This is a genomic window from Pseudomonas sp. BF-R-24, assembly GCF_019947335.1.
In the GTDB taxonomy this organism is placed as follows: domain Bacteria; phylum Pseudomonadota; class Gammaproteobacteria; order Pseudomonadales; family Pseudomonadaceae; genus Aquipseudomonas; species Aquipseudomonas jessenii.
Window position 1 is genome coordinate 120173 of sequence record NZ_JAGYGG010000002.1, and the last position, 22817, is coordinate 142989.

Annotated in this window: 20 protein-coding genes; 15 read left to right on the forward strand and 5 right to left on the reverse strand. The window is 60.1% G+C overall.

What is annotated here, in order from left to right; all coding sequences use genetic code 11:
- The first annotated feature begins 301 nt into the window (after window positions 1–301).
- The 6 genes from ssuE (at window position 302) to KGA98_RS02140 (ending at window position 4969) form a co-directional block, all read left to right on the forward strand.
- Window positions 302–895: an NADPH-dependent FMN reductase gene (gene ssuE, locus KGA98_RS02115; protein WP_007993145.1), complete on the forward strand. Its 594-nt coding sequence runs from the start codon at window positions 302–304 to the stop codon at window positions 893–895.
- 90 nt (window positions 896–985) lie between these two features.
- Window positions 986–1951, forward strand: a complete 966-nt coding sequence (locus KGA98_RS02120; protein ID WP_223500694.1) for a sulfonate ABC transporter substrate-binding protein — start codon at window positions 986–988, stop codon at window positions 1949–1951.
- Window positions 1952–1976: 25 nt separating this feature from the next.
- Window positions 1977–3125: an FMNH2-dependent alkanesulfonate monooxygenase gene (gene ssuD, locus KGA98_RS02125; protein ID WP_090452041.1), complete on the forward strand. Its 1149-nt coding sequence runs from the start codon at window positions 1977–1979 to the stop codon at window positions 3123–3125.
- Window positions 3126–3134: 9 nt separating this feature from the next.
- Window positions 3135–3917, forward strand: coding sequence for an aliphatic sulfonate ABC transporter permease SsuC (gene ssuC, locus KGA98_RS02130; protein WP_057712846.1), 783 nt, complete (start codon window positions 3135–3137; stop codon window positions 3915–3917).
- Window positions 3914–4720, forward strand: a complete 807-nt coding sequence (ssuB, locus tag KGA98_RS02135) for an aliphatic sulfonates ABC transporter ATP-binding protein (protein WP_090452038.1) — start codon at window positions 3914–3916, stop codon at window positions 4718–4720. Before ssuC ends, ssuB begins: the two co-directional genes overlap by 4 nt.
- Before the next feature lie 33 nt (window positions 4721–4753).
- Window positions 4754–4969 carry a molybdopterin-binding protein gene (locus tag KGA98_RS02140; protein WP_007967989.1) on the forward strand — a complete coding sequence of 72 codons (216 nt, stop codon included), beginning with the start codon at window positions 4754–4756 and terminating at the stop codon, window positions 4967–4969.
- Window positions 4970–5159: 190 nt separating this feature from the next.
- On the opposite strand, the gene KGA98_RS02145 is transcribed toward KGA98_RS02140, so the two are convergent.
- Together KGA98_RS02145 and KGA98_RS02150 are read right to left on the reverse strand one after the other, a co-directional pair.
- Complete coding sequence (locus KGA98_RS02145; RefSeq protein WP_057712848.1) at window positions 5160–5792, reverse strand: TetR/AcrR family transcriptional regulator; 633 nt, start codon at window positions 5790–5792, stop codon at window positions 5160–5162.
- 231 nt (window positions 5793–6023) lie between these two features.
- Complete coding sequence (locus tag KGA98_RS02150) at window positions 6024–7400, reverse strand: glutamine synthetase family protein (protein WP_053163627.1); 1377 nt, start codon at window positions 7398–7400, stop codon at window positions 6024–6026.
- 667 nt (window positions 7401–8067) lie between these two features.
- On the opposite strand from KGA98_RS02150, the gene KGA98_RS02155 reads away from it, so the two are divergent.
- The 7 genes from KGA98_RS02155 (at window position 8068) to KGA98_RS02185 (ending at window position 16454) form a co-directional block, all read left to right on the forward strand.
- The gene (locus KGA98_RS02155; protein ID WP_223500696.1) at window positions 8068–9426 is read left to right on the forward strand and encodes a glutamine synthetase family protein; all 1359 of its coding nucleotides are present in this window, start codon (window positions 8068–8070) and stop codon (window positions 9424–9426) included.
- A 59-nt stretch (window positions 9427–9485) separates the two neighbouring features.
- A complete protein-coding gene (locus KGA98_RS02160) occupies window positions 9486–10850 on the forward strand; it encodes an aspartate aminotransferase family protein (protein WP_223500698.1) in 1365 nt (454 codons plus the stop codon).
- A gap of 188 nt (window positions 10851–11038) precedes the next feature.
- Window positions 11039–12151: a polyamine ABC transporter substrate-binding protein gene (locus tag KGA98_RS02165; RefSeq protein ID WP_090452031.1), complete on the forward strand. Its 1113-nt coding sequence runs from the start codon at window positions 11039–11041 to the stop codon at window positions 12149–12151.
- Window positions 12152–12339: 188 nt separating this feature from the next.
- A complete protein-coding gene (locus tag KGA98_RS02170) occupies window positions 12340–13437 on the forward strand; it encodes a polyamine ABC transporter substrate-binding protein (RefSeq protein ID WP_317848779.1) in 1098 nt (365 codons plus the stop codon).
- Window positions 13438–13507: 70 nt separating this feature from the next.
- Window positions 13508–14650: an ABC transporter ATP-binding protein gene (locus KGA98_RS02175; protein ID WP_057712853.1), complete on the forward strand. Its 1143-nt coding sequence runs from the start codon at window positions 13508–13510 to the stop codon at window positions 14648–14650.
- A gap of 35 nt (window positions 14651–14685) precedes the next feature.
- On the forward strand, window positions 14686–15567 hold the full coding sequence (locus tag KGA98_RS02180; protein WP_191622238.1) for an ABC transporter permease subunit: 882 nt from the start codon (window positions 14686–14688) through the stop codon (window positions 15565–15567).
- Window positions 15564–16454, forward strand: coding sequence for an ABC transporter permease subunit (locus KGA98_RS02185; protein WP_057712854.1), 891 nt, complete (start codon window positions 15564–15566; stop codon window positions 16452–16454). The genes KGA98_RS02180 and KGA98_RS02185 overlap by 4 nt, the downstream gene beginning before the upstream one ends.
- 142 nt (window positions 16455–16596) lie before the next feature.
- On the opposite strand, the gene KGA98_RS02190 is transcribed toward KGA98_RS02185, so the two are convergent.
- Window positions 16597–17238, reverse strand: a complete 642-nt coding sequence (locus KGA98_RS02190; protein WP_223500712.1) for an HD domain-containing protein — start codon at window positions 17236–17238, stop codon at window positions 16597–16599.
- A gap of 305 nt (window positions 17239–17543) precedes the next feature.
- Between KGA98_RS02190 and KGA98_RS02195 the strand changes: the two genes are divergently transcribed.
- Window positions 17544–18509: a GlxA family transcriptional regulator gene (locus KGA98_RS02195; RefSeq protein WP_223500720.1), complete on the forward strand. Its 966-nt coding sequence runs from the start codon at window positions 17544–17546 to the stop codon at window positions 18507–18509.
- A gap of 145 nt (window positions 18510–18654) precedes the next feature.
- Here the strand turns inward: KGA98_RS02195 and KGA98_RS02200 are convergent, their stop codons facing one another.
- A complete protein-coding gene (locus KGA98_RS02200) occupies window positions 18655–21054 on the reverse strand; it encodes a penicillin acylase family protein (protein WP_223500728.1) in 2400 nt (799 codons plus the stop codon).
- A gap of 102 nt (window positions 21055–21156) precedes the next feature.
- Window positions 21157–21738, reverse strand: coding sequence for a DUF6436 domain-containing protein (locus KGA98_RS02205; protein ID WP_223500730.1), 582 nt, complete (start codon window positions 21736–21738; stop codon window positions 21157–21159).
- A gap of 96 nt (window positions 21739–21834) precedes the next feature.
- Here KGA98_RS02205 and KGA98_RS02210 point away from each other — a divergent pair, with 96 nt between their 5' ends.
- The gene (locus KGA98_RS02210; protein ID WP_223500732.1) at window positions 21835–22782 is read left to right on the forward strand and encodes an alpha/beta hydrolase; all 948 of its coding nucleotides are present in this window, start codon (window positions 21835–21837) and stop codon (window positions 22780–22782) included.
- Window positions 22783–22817: the final 35 nt, after the last annotated feature.

Here is a 22817-nt window from a genome sequence, read left to right on the forward strand (position 1 = left end):
TTCGCGAGCAAGCCCGCTCCCACATTTGTCCGCGTACCCCCTTGTGGGAGCGGGCTTGCTCGCGAAGGCGTCGGGTCAGACACCACAGGTTTCACAGTTAACAGCATCCACAAAGCAGGGGATTTCAGGCCGTTTCGACGGCCTGTTTTTTTGCCTGGAAGAAACAGCTTTCTATATTTCTTTAAGGTATAACCAAATGAATAAATATGATTTATGGATATATAAATCAACTGTTAAGGTCACTCCATCGAAGCGAGATCGCAAACCGCGAATCGCCAACACCGTGCAAGGAATAGTCTGAATGTTGGTTGTCTCACTCGGTGGCAGTCCCAGTCAGCGCTCTCGATCCGGGGTGCTGTTGGATCGCTCCCAGCGTTGGTTACAGGGGCAGGGCGTGGAAGTGGTGAGTTATCAGGTACGGGACTTCCCGGCCGAGGACTTGCTGCACGCACGCTTCGACAGCCCCAAGGTGATCGACTTGTTGCAACAAATTGAAAACGCCGATGGCCTGCTGATCGCCACACCGGTTTACAAGGCATCGTTTTCCGGAGCACTGAAGGTCGTGCTGGATTTGCTGCCCGAACGCGCCTTGAGCCACAAGGTGGTTCTGCCGATGGCCACTGGCGGCAGCATCGCCCACATGCTGGCGGTGGATTACGCGCTCAAGCCGGTGCTGTCGGCATTGAAGGCTCAGGAAATGCTGCAGGGGATTTTCGCCGTCGACAGCCAGATCGCCTACGGCGAAGGCAGCGCCCTGGCGCAGTTGGCGCCGGAGCTGGAACAACGACTGAATGAATCGCTTGAGCTGTTTTTCAGCGCCATGGCGCGACGGCCCAAGCCGCTCGATCCGAACCTGTTGAATGATCGTTTGTTGAGTGCTCGCTGGAGCATTTAAGCCTCACCGAAAAATTGAAGTACTGGCCTTACTCGCCCGCCAACGGGCAAGCAGGTGCAGCCAAAACCCAACTGCAAAAAGGAGAGCGCCATGCGCCCTGTCATTTTGCGTCGTGGTCTGGTCGCTCTGTTTGCTGCGGCTGTCACCTTCGGCGCCATTACTCAAGCTCAGGCCGAGACTTTACGAATCGGCTATCAGAAATACGGCACCCTGGTGCTGCTCAAAGCCAAAGGCACCCTGGAAAAACGCCTCGCCACCCAAGGCGTGGACGTGCAATGGACGGAATTCCCCGGTGGCCCGCAACTGCTTGAAGGCTTGAACGTCGGTTCCATCGACTTCGGCGTCACCGGTGAGACGCCGCCCGTGTTCGCTCAAGCGGCCGGCGCCGATTTGCTCTATGTCGCCTATGAACCGCCAGCGCCGCACAGTGAGGCGATCCTGGTGCCGAAGGACTCGGCGATCAAATCGGTGGCGGACCTCAAGGGCAAGAAAGTCGTCCTCAACAAAGGTTCCAACGTGCATTACCTGCTGGTGCGTGCGCTGGAAGACGCCGGCCTCAAATACACCGACATCCAGACCGTATTCCTGCCGCCGGCCGATGCCCGCGCCGCGTTCGAGCGTGGCAGTGTCGACGCCTGGGTGATCTGGGACCCCTACCAGGCCGCCGCCGAACAACAGCTGCAAGCGCGCACCCTGCGCGATGGTCAGGGCATCGTCGACAACCATCAGTTCTACCTGGCGACCAAACCTTATGCGCAGAAAAATCCCGAGGTGATCAAGACCCTGGTGGAAGAAGTGCGCGCGGTGGGCGAGTGGTCCAAGGCTAACCCGCAAGAGGTGACCCAACAGGTTTCACCGCTGCTCGGCCTGCCAGCCGACATCACCCTGACCTCGGTGAAACGCCAGGGCTATGGCGCGTTGTTCCTGACTCCGGAAGTGGTCGCAGCACAGCAGAAAATTGCCGACAGCTTCTACCAGCTCAAGCTGATTCCCAAGCCGTTGAGCATCAAAGACGTGATCTGGACGCCGCCGGCCGCCGTTGCCAAAGCCCAATAAATCGATTCCCCAAGGAGACCACTCCATGAGCCTCAATATTTTCTGGTTCCTGCCTACCCACGGCGACGGCCATTACCTTGGCACCGCCGAAGGCGCCCGCGCCGTTGATCACGGTTACCTGCAACAAGTCGCGCAAGCCGCTGACCGCCTGGGTTTTGGCGGGGTACTGATTCCGACCGGACGCTCCTGCGAAGACTCTTGGTTGGTGGCGGCATCGCTGATTCCTGTGACCCAGCGTTTGAAGTTCCTTGTCGCCCTGCGCCCCGGGATCATTTCCCCGACGGTGGCGGCGCGTCAGGCCGCGACCCTGGATCGACTGTCCGGCGGTCGTGCGCTGTTCAACCTGGTGACGGGCGGTGATCCGGAAGAGTTGGCTGGCGATGGTCTGTTCCTCAGCCACGAAGAACGCTATCAGGCCTCGGTGGAATTCACCCGCATCTGGCGCCGGGTACTGGAAGGTGAAACCGTCGATTACGACGGCCAGCACATCAGCGTGAAGGGCGCGAAGTTGCTCTATCCGCCGATCCAGCAGCCACGTCCGCCGCTGTACTTCGGCGGTTCCTCGGAAGCCGCGCAAGACCTGGCCGCCGAACAGGTGGAAATGGTCCTGACCTGGGGCGAGCCACCGGCCGCCGTCGCGGAAAAAATCGAACAGGTCCGTGCCAAGGCTGCCAAGCTTGGACGCACCGTGCGCTTCGGCATTCGTCTGCATGTGATCGTGCGCGAAACCAACGATGAAGCCTGGAAAGCCGCGGATCGGCTGATCTCCCATCTCGACGACGAGACCATCGCTCGTGCCCAGGCTTCGCTGGCGCGTTTCGATTCGGTCGGTCAGCAACGCATGGCCGCATTGCACGGCGGCAACCGCGACAACCTGGAGGTCAGCCCTAACCTGTGGGCCGGCGTCGGTCTGGTGCGCGGCGGTGCCGGTACGGCGCTGGTGGGCGATGGTCCGACTGTGGCCGCCCGCGTGAAGGAGTACGCGGACCTGGGCATCGATACCTTCATCTTCTCCGGTTATCCACACCTGGAAGAGTCGTACCGGGTGGCCGAGTTGTTGTTCCCGCACCTCGATGTCGAGCGTCCTGAACTGCCGAAGAGCGCCGGTTACGTCAGCCCGTTCGGCGAGATGGTCGCCAACGACATTCTTCCCAAAGCCGCGTCCCAGAGCTGAGGCGCGGTCATGAAGAAAATCATCCACAGCCTGGCGCCCTGGGCGTTGCCGGTGTTGCTGCTGGCGGTATGGCAGCTGAGTGTGTCGGCGGGTTGGTTGTCGACACGGATCCTGCCGGCACCCATCGCCGTCATCGAGGCCGGTGTAAGTCTGGTGCGCAGTGGCGAAATCTGGACACACCTGGCGATCAGTGGCTGGCGTGCCGCGCTGGGCTTCACCATCGGTGGTGGTATCGGCCTGACGCTCGGCTTCATCACCGGCCTGTCGAAGTGGGGCGAACGCCTGCTCGACAGTTCGGTGCAGATGATCCGCAATGTGCCGCACCTGGCGCTGATTCCACTGGTGATCCTGTGGTTCGGCATCGACGAGTCGGCGAAGATTTTCCTGGTGGCGCTGGGCACGTTGTTCCCGATCTACCTCAACACCTATCACGGCATCCGCAACGTCGACCCGGCGTTGGTGGAGATGGCACGTAGCTATGGCCTGAGCGGTTTCAGCCTGTTCTGGCAGGTGATTCTGCCGGGGGCGTTGCCTTCGATTCTGGTCGGCGTGCGCTTCGCCCTGGGCTTCATGTGGCTGACCTTGATCGTGGCGGAAACCATTTCCGCGAGTTCCGGCATCGGCTATCTGGCCATGAACGCCCGGGAGTTCTTGCAGACCGACGTGGTGGTGCTGGCGATCCTGCTGTACGCGGTGCTCGGCAAACTGGCCGATCTCGCGGCCCGTGGACTTGAGCGTGTCTGGCTGCGCTGGCACCCGGCCTATCAGGTTGCCAAGGGAGGTGCGGCATGATTGCGGAGCAACCTCCACGCCTGCTGCGCGGCATTCCGCTGGCGGTGCGCAAGCTGCAAAAGACCTTCGGCTCGCGGCAGGTGCTGCGCGAGATCGACCTGCACATTCCGGCGGGCCAGTTTGTTGCCGTGGTCGGTCGCAGTGGCTGCGGCAAAAGTACCTTGCTGCGCTTGCTCGCCGGTCTTGATCAACCAACCGGCGGTGAGTTGCTCGCCGGTGCCGCGCCATTGAGCGACGCGCGGGAAGACACGCGGCTGATGTTCCAGGAAGCGCGTTTGCTGCCCTGGAAAAAGATCATCGACAACGTCGGTCTGGGCCTCAAGGGCAACTGGCGGCCGCAAGCGCTTGCAGCTTTGGAAGCGGTGGGCCTGGCCGATCGCGCCCACGAGTGGCCGGCAGCGCTGTCCGGTGGACAGAAGCAACGCGTGGCGTTGGCCCGTGCGTTGATTCATCAGCCGCGCCTGCTGCTGCTCGACGAGCCCTTGGGTGCGCTGGATGCCCTGACCCGAATTGAAATGCAGCAACTGATTGAACGGCTCTGGCAGCAGCACGGTTTCACGGTGTTGCTGGTGACCCATGACGTCAGTGAAGCCGTGGCGATTGCCGATCGGGTGATCCTGATCGAAGACGGCGAAGTCGGCCTCGACCTGCACGTGGAACTGCCGCGCCCTCGGGTTCGTGGCTCCCATCGGCTGGCGGCACTGGAAACCGAAGTCCTCAATCGCGTGCTGGCGCTGCCCGGCCAACCGCCGGAACCGGAACCTGTTTCACCCTTGCCTACGCAATTGCGCTGGGCTCAATAACTCAAGTCTTACCCAACGACAGGAATCAACATCATGACTATCAAGGCCATCAACGTTCGCAACCAGTTCAAAGGCTCCATCAAGGAAATCGTCCTCGGCGACGTGCTGTCGGAAATCGACGTGCAGACCGCCTCCGGCATTGTCACTTCGGTGATCACCACACGCTCGGTGAAAGAGCTGGAACTGGCGGTCGGCAGTGAAGTGATCGCGTTTGTGAAATCCACCGAGGTGTCGATCGCCAAGTTGTAAGCTACATGCGTAAACAACAACCCCGAAGGGTTTGAGCCCTTCGGGGTTTTTCATGTGTTTGTCTTGAGCTGAGCGGTGCGGCCATCGCGAGCAAGCTCGCTCCCACAGGATTATTTGTCGTTCACAGAATCTGAATTCACTGAAGATCCTTGTGGGAGCGAGCTTGCTCGCGATGAGGTCAGTGAGCGCACTAGAGGTTCCGCTTGGGCAGATACGGTGGCAAATACAACCCCACATAAGCATCAAACACCCGCATCCCTTCCTCGGCCATGCGCGGCGTAATCTGCCCGTGCTGCTGTACCGAGCGCGCATACACCCGGTCGCCCAGCTCCATGGCCAGAGCGAACACATCGACATCACTCGGCAAGGTCGGCAGCTCGAAGTGATGGTCGAACAGCTTGTGCATCAGGTCGCCCAGTTCGATGTCGTGCTGGCGGTCGGCCTGGGTGACTTCGGTCAGGCCGTGCTGGGCCAGAATGAGTTGGCGGGCGGCGGCGTCCTCTGCATAGATGTCGAGCATGCGTTGTTCCACCAGTCGCGACAGATCGCGCCAGCCATTCAAGGCGTGGTGGTCGATAGGGGCTTGCAGGCAGGCGCGGAAGGCCGCATGGACGTCGGCGGTCAAGGCTTCGAGCAACGCCGGCACGCTGGCGAAGAAGTGGTAGACCGAGGAGGGCGGAATCTCCGCGCGCTCGGCGACGCTGTAGATCGACAGGCTGGCCACGCCCTCGGCAGCCAGCAGCGTGCGGGCCGCATCGAGTATCGAATCGATCCGGGCCTGGCTGCGTGCGCGGGGTTTGCGGGGGGTGGCTACGCGTGTCATTGGAGTCTCCTGCGGGGCTGCGGGCATTGTACGAGCAGGGTTGTGTGTTGTCTTCCAGGCCGCCTTCGCGAGCAGGCTCGCTCCCATATTGGATCTGTGTTGAGTGCAAATTTTGTGTTCACAGAAGATCTCTGTGGGAGCGAGCCTGCTCGCGATGAGTTCACCTCGGTCCGCCATAAAAAAACGCCGCAGGCTTCAGCAGCCGGCGGCGTTCCTTTTTACTGCAACCGCTTACACGGTATGCAGGTACCAGTTGTACTCGAGGTCGGAGATGGAGTGTTCGAACTCCTCCAGCTCGCTCTCTTTACAGGCCACGAAGATATCGATGTATTTCGGATCGATGTACTTGGCCATGACTTCGCTGTCGTCCAGCTCGCGCAGTGCATCGCGCAGGTTGTTCGGCAGGCTCTGCTCGTTCTGCTCGTAGCTGTTGCCTTCGACCGGGGCGCCAGGCTCGATTTTGTTGGTCAGGCCGTGGTGCACGCCTGCCAGGACCGAAGCCATCAGCAGGTACGGGTTGGCATCGGCGCCGGCTACACGATGTTCGATGCGCACGGCGTCGGCGGAGCCGGTCGGTACGCGAATCGCCACAGTGCGGTTATCCAGGCCCCAGCACGGCGAGTTCGGCACGTAGAACTGTGCGCCGAAACGACGGTAGGAGTTGACGTTCGGGCAGAGGAAAGCCATCTGCGCCGGTAGGGTCTCGAGCACACCGCCGATCGCGTGACGCAGTGCGGCGTTCTGCTCGGGATCCTCACTGGCAAAAATGTTCTTGCCGTCTTTATCGAGAATCGAGATGTGGACGTGCAGACCATTACCCGCCTGGCCTGGGTAAGGCTTGGCCATGAAGGTGGTGTCCATTTCATGGTCGTAGGCGATGTTCTTGATCAGGCGCTTGAGCAGGACCGCGTAGTCGCAGGCCTTGATCGGGTCAGCCACGTGGTGCAGGTTGACTTCGAACTGCGCCGGGGCACTTTCCTTGACGATGGCGTCGGCCGGAATGCCTTGCTCTTTGGCACCCTCCAGAATGTCCTGGAGGCAGTCGACATATTCGTCGAGGTCGTCGATCAGGTAGACCTGAGTCGAGTGCGGACGTTTGCCGGAAACCGGCGAGCGCGGCGGTTGCGGACGACCGTTCACGTTCTCCTGGTCGATCAGGTAGAACTCCAGTTCGAACGCGGCGCAGATGGTCAGGCCCATTTCGTCGAACTTGCGCACCACATTGGCCAGCACTTCACGCGGGTCGGCGAAGAATGGTTCGCCTTCGAGTTCGTGCATGGTCATCAACAGTTGCGCGGTCGGGCGCTTCTGCCATGGCTCGTTGCATAGGGTATCGGGGATTGGATAGCAGATTCGGTCAGCATCGCCGATGTCCAGGCCCAGGCCGGTGCTTTCCACCGTCGAGCCATTGATATCCAGAGCAAATAGAGAGGCCGGCAGGTTGATGCCTTTCTCGTAAACCTTGTGGAGGCTGGTGCGTTCGATGCGCTTGCCGCGCACCACACCATTCATATCCGCAATCAGAAGGTCAACGTACAGAACCTCAGGATGTTCCTTAAGGAACGCGTTCGCTTCGTTAAGCTGAACGGCACGCGGGGGTACCGACATGATGCAACACCTTTGTTGTTAAAAATATCAATCATTGATCTTTTCAGATTCCAGTCAACCCGAACGGCATGCCGAAGTCAAGCGAGGCCTTTTTTGCCCTAAAAAAGCGCCCGTGTGGCTTTTTTGAGGCACTTTGGGGCGTTTTTATGCCCTTGGCCTCTATGGCGCCCGCAGGCTTGAGCGGGCCGTGTTGTATTTTTTACGGGGGTGTTGTGTAAAAAAATGAACAAGGCTAAGCTCGAATCAAACCCATAACAGCAATAATACCGGGGTGCTTCATGTCTCGCCTGCCGATAATCGGCGTCACCGACTGCTCAAGACAGGTCGGTCGGCATGCTTGTCACATCAGTGATGACACGTCCGTCCGTTCCGTGGCCCCGGCGGTTCTGGTGATCCTCCCATCCGTGACGGTTCAACCGTCCCCGTCCGATATTCTGGACGGTCGCGATGGCACCCCCATTACGGTTACTCCATTCAATATAGAACCGATTCACAATAGCGGCCTGACCATTGTTCAGGGCACCGCTCGCGATTTTGCACGCCCGGCCTCTGCAGCCGTGTTGCCAGGCACGATAATCTGCCGCGCAAGCGCCCTACAACGCGACGCCGATGCGTCAAACAACGCCTGACCTCAAAAGGGTCAGACAACTCAAGCCTAGAGGCATTTATGAGTAACAACCTCGACCAGCTCACCGATTGGTTGAAAAACCACAAGATCACAGAAGTCGAATGCATGATCGCCGACTTGACCGGGATTACCCGGGGCAAGATTTCGCCGACCAACAAATTCATCGCCGAAAAAGGCATGCGCCTGCCAGAAAGCGTTCTGTTGCAGACAGTGACCGGCGATTACGTCGAAGACGACATCTATTACGAACTGCTCGACCCGGCCGACATCGACATGATCTGCCGCCCCGACCAGAGCGCGGTGTACCTGGTGCCGTGGGCCATCGAGCCGACCGCCATCGTCATCCACGATACCTACGACAAGCAAGGCAACCCGATCGAGCTGTCGCCACGCAACGTGCTCAAGAAAGTCCTGAAACTCTATACCGACAAAGGCTGGCAGCCGATCGTGGCGCCGGAAATGGAGTTTTACCTGACCAAGCGCAGTGACGACCCGGACTATCCGTTGCAGCCGCCGGTCGGCCGCTCCGGTCGCCCGGAAACCGGTCGTCAGTCGTTCTCCATTGAAGCGGCGAACGAGTTCGATCCGCTGTTCGAAGACGTCTACGACTGGTGTGAACTGCAGGACCTTGACCTCGATACGCTGATCCACGAGGACGGCACCGCGCAGATGGAAATCAACTTCCGTCACGGCGATGCCCTGTCCCTGGCCGACCAGATCCTGGTGTTCAAGCGCACCATGCGCGAGGCCGCGCTCAAGCACAACGTCGCCGCGACCTTCATGGCCAAGCCGATGACCGGCGAGCCGGGCAGTGCCATGCACTTGCACCAGAGCGTCATCGACATCGAGACCGGCAAGAACATCTTCTCCAATGAAGACGGGACCATGAGCCAGTTGTTCCTGCACCACATCGGTGGTCTGCAGAAACTCATTCCCGAACTCTTGCCGCTGTTCGCACCCAACGTCAACTCGTTCCGCCGCTTCCTGCCGGATACCTCGGCGCCGGTGAACGTGGAGTGGGGCGAAGAGAACCGCACCGTGGGCCTGCGGGTGCCGGATGCGGGGCCGCAAAACCGTCGGGTGGAAAACCGCCTGCCGGGCGCCGATGCCAACCCGTACCTGGCGATTGCCGCGAGCCTGCTCTGCGGTTACATCGGCATGGTCGAAGGCCTGAACCCGAGTGCGCCGGTAGTGGGGCGTGGCTATGAACGCCGCAACCTGCGCCTGCCGCTGACCATCGAAGATGCGCTGGAACGCATGGAACACAGTTCAACCATCGAGAAGTACCTGGGCAAAAATTTCATCACTGGCTACGTCGCGGTCAAGCGGGCCGAGCATGAAAACTTCAAGCGCGTGATCAGTTCGTGGGAAAGGGAATTCCTGCTCTTTGCCGTCTGATACGCCGGGCGCCGCCGCTGCCTGGCGGCGCCTTCACGTGATTTTTTTAGGAGATTCGTATGACCAGCAACAATCCGCAAACCCGTGAATGGCAAACCCTGAGCAATGATCACCACCTGGCTCCGTTCAGCGATTTCAAGCAGCTGAAAGAGAAAGGCCCGCGGATCATCACCAACGCCAAGGGCGTTTACCTCTGGGACAGCGAAGGCAACAAGATCCTCGATGGCATGGCCGGCCTGTGGTGTGTCGCAATTGGTTATGGTCGCGATGAACTGGCCGATGCCGCCAGCAAACAGATGCGCGAACTGCCTTACTACAACCTGTTCTTCCAGACTGCGCATCCGCCGGTACTGGAACTGGCCAAGGCTATCGCCGATATCGCGCCTGAAGGCATGAACCACGTGTTCTTCACCGGTTCCGGCTCCGAAGGCAACGACACCATGCTGCGTATGGTTCGTCACTACTGGGCGATCAAGGGCCAGCCGAACAAGAAAGTCATCATCAGCCGCAAGAACGGCTATCACGGTTCCACCGTGGCCGGCGCGAGCCTGGGCGGTATGACGTACATGCACGAACAGGGTGACTTGCCGATCCCGGGCATCGTTCACATTGCCCAGCCGTACTGGTTCGCCGAAGGCGGCGAAATGACCCCGGAAGAGTTCGGCGTGTGGGCGGCCAATCAGCTGGAAGAAAAGATTCTGGAAGTCGGCGTCGACAATGTCGGTGCCTTTATTGCCGAGCCGATCCAGGGTGCCGGTGGCGTGATCATTCCGCCAGAGACCTACTGGCCGCGCATCAAGGAAATCCTCGCCAAGTACGACATTCTGTTCGTGGCTGACGAAGTGATTTGCGGTTTCGGTCGTACCGGCGAGTGGTTCGGCAGCGATTTCTACGACCTCAAGCCAGACATGATGACCATCGCCAAGGGGCTGACCTCGGGCTACATCCCGATGGGCGGTCTGATCGTGCGTGACGAAGTGGTGGAGGTGCTCAATGAGGGCGGCGACTTCAACCACGGTTTCACCTACTCCGGGCACCCGGTGGCGGCGGCTGTGGGGCTGGAAAACATCCGCATCCTGCGCGACGAAAAAATTGTCGAGCGCGTGAAGTCCGAAACGGCACCGTATTTGCAAAAGCGTCTGCGGGAACTGAACGATCACCCGCTGGTGGGTGAAGTTCGCGGGGTGGGTCTGTTGGGGGCCATCGAACTGGTCCAGGACAAGGCCACACGCAAGCGTTTCGAAGGCAAGGGCGTCGGCATGATCTGCCGTCAGTTCTGCTTCGATAACGGCCTGATCATGCGCGCCGTCGGCGACACCATGATCATCGCTCCGCCACTGGTGATTACACCGGCGGAAATCGATGAACTGGTGACCAAGGCTCGCAAGTGTCTTGACCTGACCCTGAGTGCATTGCGGGGCTAAGTGCTAGGCTCTGAGCGGAGGTTCAAAGTTCTACATATGAAGTAGGAACTTTCGCTCAGAACTGTCAGAAAGCGTGGCCGTTTCCTTGAAAGACCGATGTGGATCTTGCCAGACTAGCCGCGGTTCCAGTTGCCCGGGTTCGGTCGCTGAACAAGTGGTTCAAAAAAGAAAAATTTGGAGCATTACGCATGAAGGCACTAGGTAAAAAGCTCGCTGGCAAGACTCTGCTTGCCATGTCCGTAATGGGTTTGATGGCCGGCGCGGTTCAGGCCGATGACAAAGTACTGCACGTGTACAACTGGTCCGACTACATCGCACCGGACACCGTCAAGAAGTTTGAAGACGAGTCGGGCATCAAGGTTGTCTATGACGTCTTCGACAGCAACGAAACCCTTGAAGCCAAGTTGCTGGCAGGCAAGTCCGGTTACGACATCGTTGTACCGTCGAACAACTTCCTGGCCAAGCAGATCAAGGCTGGCGTCTACCAGAAGCTGGACAAGTCCAAGCTGCCTAACTGGAAGAACCTGAACACCGACCTGCTCAAGGCCGTTTCCGTGAGCGACCCGGGTAACGAGCACGCCTTCCCGTACATGTGGGGTTCGATCGGTATCGGCTTCAACCCCGAGAAGGTCAAGGCTGCACTGGGTGCCGACGCGCCGACCAACTCCTGGGACCTGCTGTTCAAACCTGAAAACGCCGCGAAGTTGAAGGCGTGCGGTATCAGTTTCCTCGATTCGCCAACCGAGATGATTCCGGTGGCATTGCACTACCTGGGCTATCCAACCGACAGCCAGGACAAGAAACAACTGGCCGAAGCCGAAGCGCTGTTCCTGAAAATTCGTCCTTCGGTAGGTTACTTCCACTCGTCCAAGTACATCTCCGACCTGGCCAACGGCAACATCTGCGTGGCCGTGGGTTACTCGGGTGACATTTACCAGGCCAAGTCCCGCGCGGAAGAAGCCGGTGGCAAGGTGAAGGTCAGCTACAACATTCCCAAAGAAGGTGCCGGCAGCTTCTATGACATGGTCGCCATCCCTAAAGATGCCGAAAACGTCGAAGGCGCCTACAAGTTCATGACCTTCCTGCAGAAGCCGGAAATCATGGCTGAAATCACCAACGCCGTGCGTTTCCCGAACGGTAACGCGGCTGCAACTGCGTTGGTCGATAAAGACATCACCAGCGACCCGGGCGTTTACCCGCCGGCGGACGTGTTGGCCAAGCTGTACGCGATTGCCGACTTGCCGGCCGCGACCCAGCGGATCATGACCCGCAGCTGGACCAAGATCAAATCCGGTAAATAAGCCGGTTTGATGCAACAACCTGTTGTCGCCACCCGCGCGGTGGCGGCAGCAGGTGTAATTAAATGACAGAAAGTTTTGCTGGAACGGTTTTTCGAGGGTAAGTTGCGCGCCGGTTTTGTTGCCGGGCAACCACGGTTGTCATGTAGCGCGGGGCAACTTGGGCCCAACTAATTTCAGAGGACCTCCACTTGCCTATTTTTTCTATGTTGCGCAATGCCATGCTGGTGAGTGCCGGGCTGACAGTTGCTGTCAGTGTCCAGGCCGCCGGTACCGTGCATATTTATAACTGGTCCGACTACATCGGCGAGACCACCCTGGCCGATTTCCAGAAAGAGACCGGTATCAAGCCGGTTTATGACGTCTTCGATTCCAACGAAACCCTGGAAGGTAAATTGCTGGCCGGGCGTACCGGCTACGACGTGGTCGTGCCGTCGAACCACTTCCTCGGCAAGCAGATCAAGGCCGGGGCATTCCAGAAGCTCGACAAGTCGCAACTGCCGAACTATTCGAACCTCGATCCAGTGCTGCTCAAGCGCCTGGAACAGAACGATCCGGGCAACCTGTACGCCGTGCCGTACCTGTGGGGCACCAACGGCATCGGTTACAACGTCGACAAGGTCAAGGCTGTGCTGGGCGTCGATACGATTGATTCGTGGGGCGTGCTGTTCGAGCCGCAGAACATCAAGAAGCTGCAAAGCTGTGGCGTCGCGTTCCTCGACTCCGCCGATGAAATGATGCCGACAGTGCTCAATTACATGGGCCTGAACGCTAACAGCACTGATCCCAAGGACTACGAAAAGGCCACCGCCAAGTTGCTTGCAGTGCGGCCTTACGTGACCTACTTCCATTCGTCCAAGTACATCGCGGATCTGGCCAACGGCGATATCTGCGTGGCGATCGGTTTCTCCGGCGACATCTTCCAGGCCAAGAACCGCGCCGAAGAAGCCAAGAAAGGCGTGAACATCGCCTACTCGATTCCGAAAGAGGGCGGTGCGCTCTGGTTCGACATGCTGGCGATTCCGAAGGACTCGGCCAACGTCAAGCAGGCCCACGCCTTCATCAACTATTTGCTCAAGCCTGAGGTGATTGCCCAGGTCAGCGATTACGTCGGCTATGCCAACCCTAACCCGGGGTCGGACAAACTGATGGAACAGTCCATTCGCACCGACGAAGCGGTTTATCCACCGCAAGAGGTGCTCGACAAGACCTACGTGTCGATCGAGTTACCGCCGAATATTCAACGTTTGATGACCCGCAGCTGGACCAAGGTCAAGTCGGGTAAATAGTTTCAAGGCTCAAACTATCCAAGGTTCGCTCACCTTGAGCGAACTGAAAATTTTGTTGGGAGTTTCGTAAATGGCAGTTGCCTCCGGCGCCTATAAGAAAGCCCTCGAGGGCGACCAGTCACCTAAACAGGTGCTGGTCAAAATCGACCGGGTCACGAAGAAGTTCGACGAGACGATTGCCGTGGACGATGTGTCCCTGGAAATCAAGAAAGGCGAGATTTTCGCCCTGCTCGGCGGTTCGGGATCGGGCAAATCCACTTTGCTGCGCATGCTCGCAGGTTTCGAACGGCCCACGGAGGGGCGCATTTTCCTCGATGGCGTAGACATCACTGATATGCCGCCATACGAACGGCCGATCAACATGATGTTCCAGTCCTACGCCTTGTTCCCGCATATGACCGTGGCGCAGAACATCGCCTTTGGCCTCAAGCAGGACAAGATCCCGGCTGCTGAAGTTGACGCCCGCGTGGCCGAAATGCTCAAGCTGGTACAGATGAGCCAGTACGCCAAGCGCAAGCCACACCAACTGTCCGGCGGCCAGCGTCAGCGCGTGGCACTGGCTCGTTCCCTGGCCAAGCGTCCGAAGCTGCTGTTGCTCGACGAACCGATGGGCGCACTGGACAAGAAGCTGCGTTCGCAAATGCAGCTGGAACTGGTGGAGATTATCGAGCGCGTCGGCGTAACCTGCGTCATGGTGACCCACGATCAGGAAGAGGCCATGACCATGGCCGAGCGTATCGCGATCATGCACCTGGGCTGGATCGCCCAGATCGGCAGCCCGATCGACATCTACGAAACCCCGACCAGTCGCCTGGTCTGCGAATTCATCGGCAACGTGAACATCTTCGAAGGCGAAGTGATCGACGACGCCGAAGGTCACGCGATCATTACCTGCAAAGACCTGGATCGTCAGATCTACGTCGGCCACGGCATCAGCACTTCGGTGCAGGACAAGTCGGTCACCTACGCGATCCGTCCGGAAAAACTGCTGGTCACCGCCGACATGCCGACCTGCCAGTACAACTGGTCCAGCGGCAAAGTGCACGACATCGCCTACCTGGGTGGGCACTCGGTGTTCTACGTCGAATTGCCAAGCGGCAAGCTGGTGCAGTCGTTCGTGGCCAACGCCGAGCGTCGCGGGCAGCGTCCGACCTGGGGTGATCAGGTCTACGTGTACTGGGAAGATGACAGCGGCGTGGTGCTGCGCTCATGAACATGCGCAAATTCAAGCGTCGACTCAATCGAATAATTCCCGGTGGCCGTCAGATGGTCATCGGGGTTCCCTTCATCTGGCTGTTCCTGTTCTTCATGCTGCCGTTCTTCATCGTACTGAAGATCAGCTTCGCCGAAGCGGACGTGGCCATTCCGCCATACACCGAGATCTACAGCTACGCCGAGCAGAAGCTGCAGTTGCTGCTTAACCTGGGCAACTACGCGATGCTGGCCGGTGACGAGCTGTACATCGCCGCTTACCTCGGCTCGTTGAAGATGGCGCTTTTCAGCACCATCCTCTGCCTGCTGATCGGCTACCCGATGGCCTACGGCATCTCCGTTGCCCGCAAGGAAGTGCAAACGGTGCTGGTGCTGCTGATCATGATGCCGACCTGGACCGCGATCCTGATCCGCGTTTACGCGTGGATGGGCATCCTCAGCAATAACGGCCTGCTCAACGGGTTCCTGATGAGCATGGGCTGGATCGACGAGCCGCTGCAGATCCTCAACACCAACCTGGCGGTCTACATCGGCGTGGTTTATTCCTACCTGCCGTTCATGATCCTGCCGCTGTACGCCAACCTGGTGAAGCACGACCAGAGCCTGCTGGAAGCTGCGTCGGACCTGGGTTCGAGCACGTTCAACAGCTTCTGGAAAATCACCGTGCCGCTGTCGAAAAACGGCATCATCGCCGGCTGCATGCTGGTGTTCATCCCGGTGGTGGGTGAGTTCGTGATCCCGGAACTGCTCGGTGGTCCGGAAACCCTGATGATCGGTAAAGTGCTCTGGCAAGAGTTCTTCAACAACCGTGACTGGCCGGTGGCGTCTGCCCTGGCGGTAGTGATGCTGGCGATCCTGATTGTGCCGATCATCCTGTTCAACCGCAGTCAGGCCAAGGAAATGGAGGGTAAAGAATGAAGCGCTTCCGTTTCTCCAGCCTGATGCTGGTACTGGGTCTGTTGTTCATCTACCTGCCGATGCTGATCCTGGTCATCTACTCGTTCAACGCCTCCAAACTGGTAACGGTGTGGGGCGGCTGGTCGATCAAGTGGTACGTCGGCCTGCTCGACAACAGCCAACTGATGGGCTCGGTGGTGCGCTCGCTGGAAATCGCCTGCTACACCGCCATCGCGGCGGTGGCACTGGGTACATTGGCGGCGTTCGTCCTGACACGCATTACGCGCTTCAAGGGCCGTACCCTGTTCGGTGGCCTGGTCACTGCGCCGCTGGTCATGCCTGAGGTGATCACCGGTCTGTCGCTGTTGCTACTGTTCGTGGCCATGGCGCAGATGATCGGCTGGCCGCAGGAACGCGGCATCGTCACCATCTGGATCGCCCACACCACGTTCTGTGCGGCCTATGTGGCGGTGGTGGTCTCGGCACGCTTGCGTGAGCTGGACCTGTCCATCGAAGAAGCGGCCATGGACCTCGGTGCACGGCCGTGGAAGGTGTTCTTCCTGATCACCATCCCGATGATCGCGCCATCGCTGGCAGCGGGCGGCATGATGTCGTTCGCCCTGTCGCTGGATGACCTGGTGCTGGCGAGCTTCGTGTCCGGCCCGGGCTCCACGACCCTGCCGATGGAAGTGTTCTCGGCGGTCCGTCTGGGGGTCAAACCCGAGATCAACGCCGTGGCCAGCCTGATCCTGCTGGCGGTGTCGATCGTGACCTTCCTGGTCTGGTTCTTCAGCCGTCGCGCCGAAGAAAGCCGTCGTCGTGCGATCCAGCAGGCGATCGAAGAAGCGGCAGCCGACTCGTGGAAGCAACCGGACGTGCGTCGCGCGCAGGCGCCGGAAGCGGCTTGAGCCTGACGTCGGGTTGACCACGCTCTTGTGATCAACCCAATCCAAAATGTGGGAGCGGGCTTGCTCGCGAAAGCGTTGTGTCAGTCAATGTGGATATAGACTGACACGACCCCTTCGCGAGCAAGCCCGCTCCCACATTTGCTTATGCGACCCAGGGAGATTTACGAATGACCTCGACGAAGTTCATCGGCTTGAACCCCGGCTCCTGATCCACCAGCACATCAGTCTTCACATTGCCGAACGTGGTCTGCGGACGATGGCGCAAGCCGTCGGCAAACGCGCAGATGATGCACTCCTTGAATCCCTCGCCCCGTGGATGCGCATGCACCACCGCTTCGCGCTGCACGCTGGAAAACGCCGCGTAGTCCATGCCCAGCACGTCCATCTCGACGCCAGCCGTGACCAGTGCCACGGTGGACCGCAAATGCTGAGGCACGCCCGGCGTGGTGTGCAGGGCAATCGATAGCCAGACCTGTTCGATGTCGTCATCGCTCAATCCGTAAGGCTTGAGGAACGCCGCTGCCGCGTTGGCACCGTCGACTTCGAAGCGCTCGTTGTCGCTGCGATGACCTTGCACCAGTCCCAGGTCATGGAACATCGCGCCGACGTACAGCAACTCCGGGTTGTAGGCCAGTTGCTTGCGCTCGCCGCTCAGAGCACCAAACAGGAAGACCCGGCGCGAGTGGTGGTAGAGCAGGTCGGACTCGATGTCGCGGATGTATTCGGTGGTGGCCTTTGCCAGTGCGCTGTCGGGGATCTTGATGCCGGCGATGGTGGTGCTCATGGAGTTTTCCTCGTCGTGAACGCCTTGGCGGCGCTGAGGGTTTCAGTCTGTTCCGGCCCCGGAAACCGGACAATCGATCCATGGCTGCGATCCCGGCCAATGAGCGTGCATATCGCGCCAACCTCGCTTGTTGGGCGTGGATTGGCTAGGGTGCATGCAGACCCTGTAGGAGCGAGCTTGCTCGCGATGCACGTGAGGGCACCGCGTACATCCAGCCAGCTCCCGTCATCGTTGACGTCCATCGCGAGCAGGCTCGCTCCTACAGGTGAGCGTTGCAATCGGTGCCATGAGAGGCTCTTCGAACCATGAGTAAAACCGTAGCCATCGTGGTGTTCGCCGGCGTTCAGTCGCTGGATGTCACCGGCCCCATGGATGTGTTTTCCGAGGCCAATCGCTTCCTTGCCCCGCAGGATCACTATCGGCTGGAGGTGATCGGCGTCGAGCGCGGGATGATGGCGTGCTCCAACGGTTTGGCACTCAATGCCCATCGGCATTTCAGCGAAGCGCTGGAGCCGTATGACCTGTTGCTGGTGGCGGGCGGGCCGCAGTTGCCGTTCATGGATTTCGGCATGGCATTCGACGGCTGGTTGCGCGATGCCTGCGTGCGGGCCAAGCGCTTCGGCTCGATCTGCAACGGCGCGTTCATGCTCGCCCGGGCCGGATTGCTGGAGGGGCGCACGGTCACTACGCATTGGCAGGACGCATCGGATCTGGCTGCACTGTGTCCCTCCTCCCGGGTGGAAGCGGATCGACTGTATGTTGAGGACGGCGAGCTGTTCACCTCGGCCGGGGTCACAGCGGGGATCGATCTGTCGTTGTATCTATTGGGCCGGGATCACGGGCCGGAAGTTGCACTGAGCGTCGCCAGGCGGCTGGTGGTGTTCACCCAGCGTTCGGGCGGGCAGTCGCAATTCAGCCCGTTCCTCACACCCCACGCCGAAGCGGATTCGGCGGTAGCGATGGTGCAGCATTACGTGCTGGCCAACCTGACGGGCGACCTGGCCATCGCCGACCTGGCCAATGCCGCCAACATGAGTGCGCGCAACTTCTCCCGGGTGTTTGCCAGGGAAGCGAAAATCACCCCGGCCGAGTTCGTCGAGCGAGCGAGGGTCGATGCGGCGCGCACGCTGCTGGAAAGCACCCGCGCGCCGCTCAAGACCGTGGCCTATCAATGCGGTTTTCGCGATGCCCAGCACATGCGCAGTGTGTTCAATCGCAGGTTGGGGGTGACGCCGCAGCAGTTCCGGCTGAACTTTGCGGCGATGGTTTGAGCTGAATTTGTAGGCGTCTATCAGGGCCCCATCGCGAGCAAGCTCGCTCCCACAGGTTTCTCTGGTGTTCACATAATTTGTGTTCGACACAGATCCTTGTGGGAGCGAGCTTGCTCGCGATGAGGCCGGCCCGGCCAGCAAAAATCTATGGTACAACCCGCGCCGGCAACAGCTTCAACGTACTGCGGGTATTGGCCGTGACCTCTTCTTCATTGAGATGCGCCTGGAAGTACATCCCCTCGACGTAGGCCTCGGCCTGATCATCATAGTGGCTGTCGAACAGGACTCCGCTCTGGCCGACCGGGTTGATGGTCAGGCTGTGGGCCGGGTCGGCGAAGTCGATCAGGCGCCGGGTCGAAGGGCCGTAGGTGACGGGCCAGGGTGCCGGTCCGATTTTCGCCGAGAGGTTGTTCGGCACTTCATGACTGCCGGGTGCGGCGAAGGGGCCGACATTGAAGAACAGGTCCAGCGGTTTTTGCTGCCCGAGCGGATGGCCATGGGTCAATGTGTGCGCGCTGCCCCACTGCCATTGCGAGGAGTCTGCGCCGAGAGTGCTCTTGAGGTGCGCGAGGCTGGATTGCCAGGCGGCCTTCACCGTGTCGGCACGGGTTTCCTTGTCGAGGGTGCTGCGGTTGTCCCACCACGGCGAATCGGCGCTGGCGGCCAGGCGGGGGAGCGCGGCGTCGATCACCCGGGTCGAGAGCAGCGTTTCGAAGAAGTCGTTACCCAGTTCATCGCGCATCGTCGCGTCAGTCAGGTTGAACAGGAACTGGTTGAACAGCGTGGCGCTGGTCGAGTCGAGCGGGTAATCGCCTTTCCACTGGGCCAGTTGCTCCACCAGTTTGAGTTCGGCGGGATCGCTCACCACTTCGCGCAACACCGGCAACAGCGGTGCCAACAGGCGCGGGCCGTAGGCGGTAGTGGTGCCCAGTTGCAGTTTCTGGCTGTTTTCCAGGTCCCATTTGATCGCTTTGTCGCTGAGCTGGCGATTGAGTTGCTGGCCGCGATCGGCAAGGTTGTAGTAGCCGGGAATCTCCATGCCGGTTGGCGACACCGGCTGGAAGTTGGCCGAGACGATGTAGCCCCGGGCCGGGTTTTCTTCCTGAGGGTTGGCGCTGAACGGGTAGAAGCCATCCTTGTCCGCCTCGGCGGTGCTGCCGTCGAGGATGAACCACGGGCGTACACCCGCCGGGCGTTTAGGCAATTGCGCCGCCGCCCACCAGCCGATATCTCCCTTGGCATTGGCCCAGACAACGTTCAGGCCCGGGGCCTGGATTTTTGCCGCGGCACCACGGGCCTTGGCCAGGGTGTCGGCGCGATTGAGCTGGTAGAAACCCTCCAGGATCGGGTTCTGGCTTTCGAGAAATGCCCACCACATGGCAATCGGCGTTTTACCGACGCCGCTGCCCAAGGCATCGTTGACGATCGGCCCGTGGGGCGACTGACGCAACACCAGGGTGACTGGCGCCTGGCCCTTGACTGCGATCTGCTGCTCGCTGGTCGTCATGTCCACCCACTTGCCGCGATACCAGACCTGATTGGGGTTGTCCGGGTTGACCTTCTCGGCGATCAGGTCGAGGTCGTCATTCTGGAACATGGTGATGCTCCAGCCGAAGTCGTGGTTCATGCCCAGCGACGCAAACGGCATCAAGGCCTGATAGTGGCCGTAGAGTTCGAAGCCGGGCGCCGAGAGCTGCGCTTCGTACCACACCGACGGCGCGGAAAAACGGATATGCGGATCACCCGCCAGCAGCGGCTTGCCGCTTTGGGTCCGGCTGCCCGCGACGACCCAGGCGTTGCTGCCCTCGAACTGTGGCAGGCCGTTGTCAGCCAGGGCTTGTTCGCTCAAGCGGGCGAGGGCATTGAGGTCTTTCCAGTCGGCGCTGGCCAAGGTGGTGCCGGTCCCGTTGAGCACGCCCTTGGGCTGCCAGTCGAGATCGAAGATGTTCAGGTATTGGGGCCCCAGTTGGTCGCGCACGAATGTCAGCAAGGGTTCGGTACGAAATGCCGCAGCAAAACTGTAGGCCATGTAGCCGGCGATGCTGATGGTGTCCTGGGCCGTGAACGGGCGTTTTGGAATTCCCAGCACATCGAACTCCACGGGTTTGGCGTGGCTGTCCTGATACTGGTTGATGCCGTCCAGATAGGCTTGCATGGCGATGAAGGAGGGCGACTGCTTGTCGAGGTTCGCCAGGTAAGTTTCTGCGCGTTCGCGAATGCGCAGGCTGCGCATCAGTTTGTCGGTGTCGAGCAGCTTCGGCCCGAGCACTTCGGCCAGTTCGCCACGGGCCAGGCGACGCAGGACTTCCATCTGGAACAGGCGGTCCTGGGCATGCACGTAGCCGAGGGCGCGGTACAGGTCGGTTTCGTTGTCGGCGCGGATGTGCGGGATGCCACGCTCGTCGTAGCGCACGGTGACGGAGCCTTGCAGGTGTTGCAGTTCCACCATGCCCTGGCGTGACGGCTGCTTGCTGTAGAGGTACCAGCCAGCCCCGGCGGCCAGCACGACGATCAGCAGAGCGAGAGCGGTCAGGCTGCGTTTCATAAGAGTCCTTGTTGTTATTGTGATTCCTGATGCCACTGTGTAACACGGGGTGCCGATTTGGCGCATCGCCCGTAGGAGGGATTCGTATTACCGCGTCTTTCCCTATTTAGTTGGATCGACAGGCCACGGGCAGTAACACCCCACCGCCAGTGTGTGTGTGGCACTCACCGCACGGCCTTCATCCAGCGCTTGCAGGATCGGCTCGATAAAGCTGTTGCTGGAGTTACAGGTCAGGCCTTCGCTGTAGGGGCCGAAGTACGCCAGTTTGCCGCTGCGATCCCAGATCGCCACGGCCGGGCTGGCGGGGATCTGTTCGGAGCCGGGCAGGATGTCGATGGTTTTGAGGCTGCTCAAGTTGCTCGGCAATTGGCCGTGGCTACCGGGTTTTTGCACGGCATAGAATTCCACGCCATGGGGTACGTAGCGCTCGACCAGTTTGGTCAGGTGTTGTTGATTGCCGACATTGCACGGGCAGGCCGGGTCCCAGAAATGCACAAGGCGGATGGCGCCAGGGCCGGCGAGGGATTCGGGAAGGCGCAGCGGATCACCGGAAAACATCGCGGTGTGCTCGCTGAACGCCCGCAGGTAACGCCCCTGGAACCAGTCGTAGGCCGCCCACAATACGCCAGCACACACCACGGCGAGCAGGCTGGCAAACAGGGGGGCGCGAAGGGGCGAGCGCATCGGTTCAATCCTCGAAGGGTGGCTAGCTTGCCATGCTTGCCGCGACAGATGAATATCGCAGGCCTATAAAGTCCGTTTCACGTTCTGGAATCGTCCATGCCGGCTACTTTCGACCCTGATCTTCTACGTGCAAGCCTGCTGCCATTGGCTGCCGGGCAGCCGTTGTCGGCGCAGGCGCAGGCTTACCAGCGATTCTACGGGCTGGATTTTGCCTCGCGTCAGGTGCGCAGCGGCCTTGGGCGATTCGAGGTCGACGGTTATGAGCTGGTCAGCCAGTTCTGGTGGCCCGAGCGAGCCAAGGCGACGCTGTTTGTCATCCACGGTTTCTACGACCACACCGGGCTCTATCGGCATGTGATCGAGTGGGCGCTGGACCAGGGCTTTGCGGTGATTGCCTGCGACTTGCCGGGGCATGGCCTGTCCAGTGGCGAACGGGCGAGCATCAAGGATTTCGCCGAGTATCAGGACGCGTTGCAAGGGTTGTTCCGCGAGGCGCAATCCCTCGACTTGCCGCAGCCGTGGCACTTGTGCGGGCAGAGCACCGGCGGGGCGATCGTGATCGATCATGTGTTGAATGCGGGGGCGAGCAGCCCGGCCCAGGGCCAGGTGATTTTGCTGTCGCCGCTGGTGCGGCCGCGGGCGTGGGGTTGGTCGCAACTGAGTTACTACCTGCTCAAGCCTTTCGTCAAAGCCATCGCCCGGCGTTTCAGCGAGAACTCCAATGACCCGGCCTTTCTGCCGTTTCTGCAGGCCGATCCGTTGCAGCCGTTGCGCCTGCCGACAGCCTGGGTGGGTGCGTTGGCGCGCTGGATCAAACGCATCGAGGCCGCACCCATGAGCACCCGCCGGCCGCTGATCGTGCAGGGGCAGGCCGACATGACGGTGGATTGGGAGCACAACCTGGAAGTGTTGCGGGGCAAGTTTGATCGGCCTCAGGTGCTGATGCTGCCCGAGGCACGACATCATCTGGCGAATGAGACGCTGGTGATGCGGCAGGAGTATTTCGGGTTCTTGACCAGGCGGATTAAGGGTCGCAATCCCTAGTGACTGTTCTGGCCCCTTCGCGAGCAAGCCCGCTC

Excerpts from the sequence above, each read along its gene's own strand:
- ssuE (WP_007993145.1), top strand. The coding sequence starts at position 302 with ATGTTGGTTGTCTCACTCGGTGGCAGTCCCAGTCAGCGCTCTCGATCC.
- KGA98_RS02120 (WP_223500694.1), top strand. The coding sequence starts at position 986 with ATGCGCCCTGTCATTTTGCGTCGTGGTCTGGTCGCTCTGTTTGCTGCG.
- ssuD (WP_090452041.1), top strand. The coding sequence starts at position 1,977 with ATGAGCCTCAATATTTTCTGGTTCCTGCCTACCCACGGCGACGGCCAT.
- ssuC (WP_057712846.1), top strand. The coding sequence starts at position 3,135 with ATGAAGAAAATCATCCACAGCCTGGCGCCCTGGGCGTTGCCGGTGTTG.
- ssuB (WP_090452038.1), top strand. The coding sequence starts at position 3,914 with ATGATTGCGGAGCAACCTCCACGCCTGCTGCGCGGCATTCCGCTGGCG.
- KGA98_RS02140 (WP_007967989.1), top strand. The coding sequence starts at position 4,754 with ATGACTATCAAGGCCATCAACGTTCGCAACCAGTTCAAAGGCTCCATC.
- KGA98_RS02145 (WP_057712848.1), bottom strand. The coding sequence starts at position 5,792 with ATGACACGCGTAGCCACCCCCCGCAAACCCCGCGCACGCAGCCAGGCC.
- KGA98_RS02150 (WP_053163627.1), bottom strand. The coding sequence starts at position 7,400 with ATGTCGGTACCCCCGCGTGCCGTTCAGCTTAACGAAGCGAACGCGTTC.
- KGA98_RS02155 (WP_223500696.1), top strand. The coding sequence starts at position 8,068 with ATGAGTAACAACCTCGACCAGCTCACCGATTGGTTGAAAAACCACAAG.
- KGA98_RS02160 (WP_223500698.1), top strand. The coding sequence starts at position 9,486 with ATGACCAGCAACAATCCGCAAACCCGTGAATGGCAAACCCTGAGCAAT.
- KGA98_RS02165 (WP_090452031.1), top strand. The coding sequence starts at position 11,039 with ATGAAGGCACTAGGTAAAAAGCTCGCTGGCAAGACTCTGCTTGCCATG.
- KGA98_RS02175 (WP_057712853.1), top strand. The coding sequence starts at position 13,508 with ATGGCAGTTGCCTCCGGCGCCTATAAGAAAGCCCTCGAGGGCGACCAG.
- KGA98_RS02185 (WP_057712854.1), top strand. The coding sequence starts at position 15,564 with ATGAAGCGCTTCCGTTTCTCCAGCCTGATGCTGGTACTGGGTCTGTTG.
- KGA98_RS02190 (WP_223500712.1), bottom strand. The coding sequence starts at position 17,238 with ATGAGCACCACCATCGCCGGCATCAAGATCCCCGACAGCGCACTGGCA.
- KGA98_RS02195 (WP_223500720.1), top strand. The coding sequence starts at position 17,544 with ATGAGTAAAACCGTAGCCATCGTGGTGTTCGCCGGCGTTCAGTCGCTG.
- KGA98_RS02200 (WP_223500728.1), bottom strand. The coding sequence starts at position 21,054 with ATGAAACGCAGCCTGACCGCTCTCGCTCTGCTGATCGTCGTGCTGGCC.
- KGA98_RS02205 (WP_223500730.1), bottom strand. The coding sequence starts at position 21,738 with ATGCGCTCGCCCCTTCGCGCCCCCCTGTTTGCCAGCCTGCTCGCCGTG.
- KGA98_RS02210 (WP_223500732.1), top strand. The coding sequence starts at position 21,835 with ATGCCGGCTACTTTCGACCCTGATCTTCTACGTGCAAGCCTGCTGCCA.